This window comes from Inquilinus sp. (assembly GCF_039594555.1).
Taxonomy (GTDB): Bacteria; Pseudomonadota; Alphaproteobacteria; order DSM-16000; family Inquilinaceae; genus Inquilinus.
Genome location: NZ_JBCNNF010000493.1, coordinates 1 through 4,720, shown reverse-complemented (window position 1 = coordinate 4,720; position 4,720 = coordinate 1). Strand labels below are relative to the sequence as shown.

General features: G+C 64.9%; 4 protein-coding genes and 1 pseudogene. All 5 read left to right on the top strand.

All coding sequences use genetic code 11. The annotated features are described in order from the left end of the window. Positions 1–646: 646 nt before the first annotated feature. The gene (locus tag ABDW35_RS32500) at positions 647–1,762 is read left to right on the top strand and encodes a PqqD family peptide modification chaperone (RefSeq protein WP_343717990.1); all 1,116 of its coding nucleotides are present in this window, start codon (positions 647–649) and stop codon (positions 1,760–1,762) included. Further along, the gene (locus ABDW35_RS32495; protein ID WP_343717989.1) at positions 1,759–2,814 is read left to right on the top strand and encodes a nucleotidyltransferase family protein; all 1,056 of its coding nucleotides are present in this window, start codon (positions 1,759–1,761) and stop codon (positions 2,812–2,814) included. The genes ABDW35_RS32500 and ABDW35_RS32495 overlap by 4 nt, the downstream gene beginning before the upstream one ends. A 50-nt stretch (positions 2,815–2,864) precedes the next feature. After that, positions 2,865–3,350 (top strand): AAA family ATPase, encoded by a 486-nt coding sequence (locus ABDW35_RS32490; RefSeq protein ID WP_343717988.1) that lies wholly within the window; start codon positions 2,865–2,867, stop codon positions 3,348–3,350. A gap of 122 nt (positions 3,351–3,472) precedes the next feature. Further along, entirely contained in the window at positions 3,473–4,207 is a 735-nt protein-coding gene (locus tag ABDW35_RS32485) for an arginyltransferase (protein WP_343717987.1), read from the top strand. A 267-nt stretch (positions 4,208–4,474) separates the two neighbouring features. Further along, positions 4,475–4,720 (top strand): annotated as a pseudogene (locus ABDW35_RS32480) (sugar transporter); the annotation flags it as partial.

Here is a 4,720-nt window from a genome sequence, read left to right as displayed (position 1 = left end):
GATGATATTTCATAACTCATGGATAGATCCCATATCAGGAATCTTAATCAGACTATGGTATGAATAATACAAATTAAACCTAGGTATAAATCTCCCCAAACGCCAGCCTTCCCAAAACCACGAGAAATGCAACTCAAGCAAAGCCCAGTAATGCACGGGTCATCAATCAGCAAGTGAATTAGTGAAACAATTTAGGCGCGAGTGGTGAAGTCCTGCTCGAGAGCGGACTCAACAGCCTCAGCCTTCTCACAGGTGCAGGAGGCTACGGGAAAGGTTAGCATATCTTGCTATTTTGAGCATAGTTGATGAGTCTCAAGCTTACCAGAAGGACGGCTACCACAGGCGCAAGTCTCGCCGTGGACGGGCTTGTTCTCGGTCACAGCGCGCTCACAAGTGCATTGACCAGCGGGGCGAGCGCCTAAATGTCTTATTAGTATGTGATCCTTTAGAAATAAATGATTTGAATGGCTCAAACTTACGGCAAGAACAGCGGGGCCCCGAGATCTTGTTCTCAGAGGAAGCTTTGTTGCAGGTGCAGTGGAGAGCAGACTCCTTGCCGCAAGAGCACTTGGCCTGAGCAGCGCAGACGCAGCCTCCATCCTGAGAGGTTCTGCAACAGGTAGAAGCGGGGTGGACCATTTTGTTGGTGTTTGGTGCCGCCAACACCGTCTTCGTCCTGGTCGGCGAGCGGCAGGTGCTGTTCAGCGAGAGACGACAGGAAGTCTATGAGCTGAATGACGCCGCCGCCTATATCTGGTGCCGGCTGCAGGATGGGGCGACGCCGGACGCGGCGGCAGAGGGGCTGGTCGGCCTCGGCTTCTCGCAGGATGCGGCTGGATGCCATGTCCGAAACATGCTGGATGAATGGCGGCGGCTCGGCCTTTTCGACAGGATGGACACGGACGGAGCGTGGCCCGGCGCTGATGATGATCGAATCCAAAATCTTCGGATCGCCGGACTGAACATCTGCCTGCGTTACGGCAGGTCGTCCTTGCGGCGGCTCGTCGCCCCGACCTTCGCCCATCTCGAAGCCGTCGCGGCCGGTCCGGCCGATGTGTCGCTTGCGCTCGAAGTCGACGGTGACAGGATTCGCCTCGTCGGTGTCGAAGGCGACACGGCGTCCTGGGACACGGTCTGTACCGCAGACGAAATCGTGCCGGCCGTGAAGGCGCTGCTGACGGCCGAGTTGCTCGCCCGCGGACGACACCCACTCGCGATCCATGCCGCGGCCCTGGCGCGGGATGGCAGGATGCTTCTGCTCTGCGGCACACCGGGAGTCGGCAAGACCACGCTGGCGATGGCACTCGTGCAGGCCGGGTTCGGCTATGGCGGCGACGACATCGCTCTTTTGACGGAGGACGGCGAGGTGGCGGGCGTGCCCTTTGCCGCCGCGATCAAATCGGGAGCTTGGGCCATGGTGTCGCGATGCCGGCCCGATCTGATGGGGCTGCCGGCATTCCGGCGGCCCGACGGGCAGGATGTGCGCTATCTGCCACCCGATCACCTCCCAGTCTCGACCGCACTGCCGATCGGCTGGGTCGTCGTGCTCCGGCGCGGACGAAGTGCCTTCCCCGTCCTGACACCGCTCGACAGGGTCGCTGCCATCCGGCTCATCCTGGCCGAGGCCTCGGCCCCCCAAGGACGCCTTTCCACGGCCGCATTCAGGCTTCTCGCCCGATCCCTGGGCAATGCGGAGTGCCACGCACTGGACTTCTCTGACCTCGATGGAGCGGTCCAGACGCTGCTTCGAACCTGCAGATGAACCCCGGCGGCGCGTTCGACGCGCTGCTCGGCGCACTCCGGGGCGTACCACCCGACCCCCGGCTTTGGACCGCCGTGATCGAACTCGCCAACCGGAGCTGGCTGACGCCGGCCCTGCTTTCCGCCTTCACGACTTCCGGCCGTATCGATGAACTACCCGCGGATGTGCGCCAATATCTCCGTTTCATCCATGGCCGGAACCGGGAACGCAATCTGCGGCTCCGCGCCCAGCTTCAGGAGGCTGTGGCAGCCTTCAATCGTGCAGGAATTCGGCCGATCCTGTTGAAAGGTGCGATCACGCTGTTCACGGCGCCGGACAGCGCCATCGGCAACCGCATGATGAGCGACCTCGACCTTCTGATCGAGGAATTCGACAGGGCGACAGCGGAAGTATCGCTGACGGCGCTGGGCTATCGGCAGGCGACGGGCCAACATGGCCTCTGGCGCCCTCAGGATCCGGGCGTTGTGGAACTGCACGCCCGCGCCGGCGTCATCGCCGAATACGGCATCGGGGAGGTCACGGCATGCCTTCTCGAACAGCACCGGGACGGCGCGACCGCCCTGTTGCCTTCACCGACCCTGCAAGCCCTGAACCTAATCCTGCACGACCAGATCAAGGAAGGGGACTACTGGCGCGGATGCATCGATCTTCGGCATCTATGCGATCTCGCGGCGCTATCGGCGATGCCCGGTGGAATCGACTGGGTCTACCTGCGCGCAGCCTTGCCTGGCCGGCTGTGGCGCAACGCTCTGGAGACGCAGGCGCTCACCCTGCACGGCGTGCTCGGTGTCACCATTCCCCTCATCACGCGTCAGCGCCTGATCCCGAAACTGCAGTACCAGCGCCGCATGGCACAGATCCGGCACCCGAGGCTTGCGGCCCCGCTGCGTATCGCAGGCGCGACCGCCTGGGTCCTCCGGCGTATCCGCACCAAGGACAGGCCGGAGTTCACTGTGACGGACATCCTGCCTCGCATCTGGCGCAAGCTGCGCCAAGGCCGTCGCAAGGCGGCAGAGGCGCTGATGGGCGTCCATCTCGGCCCGAAGCTCTAGTTCCCGCGCGAGCCGCGATTCCGGCGCCGGGGGTGTGCTAGGAAGACCGCATGAAAACCGTCCTGATCACCGGCATGTCCGGCAGCGGGAAGACCGCGGTGATCCGCGAGCTGGCGGCGCGCGGCCACGACACCCGCGACCTCGATACGCCGGAATGGTCGGAATGGGCCGATGCAGCCCCTGGTGACGACCTGACCCCAGGCGAAGGCAAGGACTGGGTGTGGCGGGCGGACCGTCTGGAGGCGCTGCTGGCGACGCCCCGACAGCGCACGCTGTTCCTCAGCGGCACCTCCGAGACCATGGGCCGGTTCCTGCCGCGGATCGACCTTGTCATCCTGCTCTCCGCCCCGGTCGAGACGCTGCTGGAGCGGATGGCGGCGCGCACGGACGGCTATGGCCGGACCGCGGAGGAGCGGCGCAGGGCGGCCGAGCTGGTGGCGCTGGTCGAGCCGCTGCTGCGCCAATCCGCAGACCACGAGATCGACACCCGCCGGCCGGTCGCGGAGACGGTCGACACGATCCTGCGGTTGACATGAAGCCGCGGTGGATTCTTCTGCATACCCGGACGTGACGACATGGCGTCCGAGTCGCTTGCCCGCGATCCGTCACTGTGGTGCAGTATGGGTATGAGGTCAGTGCCTCGGCCCAGGAGCCTTTGATGTCCGTCATCGACGGCAAGCTCGGTCGTCTGCAGCATTTCTACCGGTCGGGCCCCCTGCCCTGCCCCTATATCCCCGGCCGTGTCGAGCGCAAGCTGTTCACCCGGCTGAACGGCGGCGACGCACGGTCGCTGAACACCACCCTGTCGCAGGCCGGGTTCCGGCGCAGCCACGACATCGTCTACCGCCCGGTCTGCCCCGGCTGCCGCGCCTGTGTGCCGGTGCGCATCCCGGTGGCGCGCTTCGCCCCCGGCCGCAGCATGCGCCGGGCCTGGGCGGCCAATCTCGACCTCGCTCGCCGCTCGGTGCTGCCGGTCGGCACGGACGAGCAGTTCGCGCTGTTCCTGCGCTATCAGCGGCACCGCCACGGCGACAGCGACATGGCGCGGATGTCGCGCGCCGATTACGGCAGCATGATCGAGGAAGGCAGCGGCAGCGCCGCGCTGATCGAGTTCCGCGACCCGGCCGGCACGCTGCGCGCGGCGGCGCTGGTCGACGTGCTGGAGGACGGGCTGTCCGCCGTCTACAGCTTCTACGACCCCGACGTGCCGCAACGCGGCCTGGGCACCTATGTGATCCTGGCCCTGGTCGAGGAGGCTCGACAGACCGGCCTCGACCACGTCTATCTCGGCTACTGGATCGCGCAGAGCCAGAAGATGGCCTACAAGGCCCGCTTCCAGCCGCTGGAAGCCCTGACCGACAGCGGCTGGACGACGCTCGACCAGGACGGCTGAGCCGCCCCTCTCCCAGGCACTGTCGTCATCCCGGGCGCGGCGCAGCACGAAGTGGTGCGCCGCAGAACCGGGATCTCGTGACGGGATGGCGCGGAGATCCCGTGTCTGCGCGGCGTACTTCGCACCGCAGCGCGCACGGGATGACGATCAATTCGTGACGCCCCAATCGCCGGTTGGTCTCGGGGGCGAAAGCTGATATTTCGCAACAGCGAATTGCACCGATCCAATCAGCTGCGCACGAAGAGACAAGAAACCGGGGGAGGTTCCATGGGAGCATTGCTGGGCGCCAGCCGCGTCATCGACGCTGTCAATGGCTGGGTGGGACGAACCGTGTCATGGCTCGTCCTGGTCGCGATCCTGGTCAGCGCCGGCAATGCCATCCTGCGGAAGGCCTTCTCGCTCAGCTCCAACGCCTGGCTGGAGCTGCAATGGTACCTGTTCTCGGCGGTGTTCCTGCTGGCCGCGGGCTATACGCTGCTGAAGGGCGAGCACGTCAAGGTCGACATCCTCTAC

Excerpts from the sequence above, each read along its gene's own strand:
- ABDW35_RS32485 (WP_343717987.1), top strand. The coding sequence starts at position 3,473 with ATGTCCGTCATCGACGGCAAGCTCGGTCGTCTGCAGCATTTCTACCGG.
- ABDW35_RS32495 (WP_343717989.1), top strand. The coding sequence starts at position 1,759 with ATGAACCCCGGCGGCGCGTTCGACGCGCTGCTCGGCGCACTCCGGGGC.
- ABDW35_RS32490 (WP_343717988.1), top strand. The coding sequence starts at position 2,865 with ATGAAAACCGTCCTGATCACCGGCATGTCCGGCAGCGGGAAGACCGCG.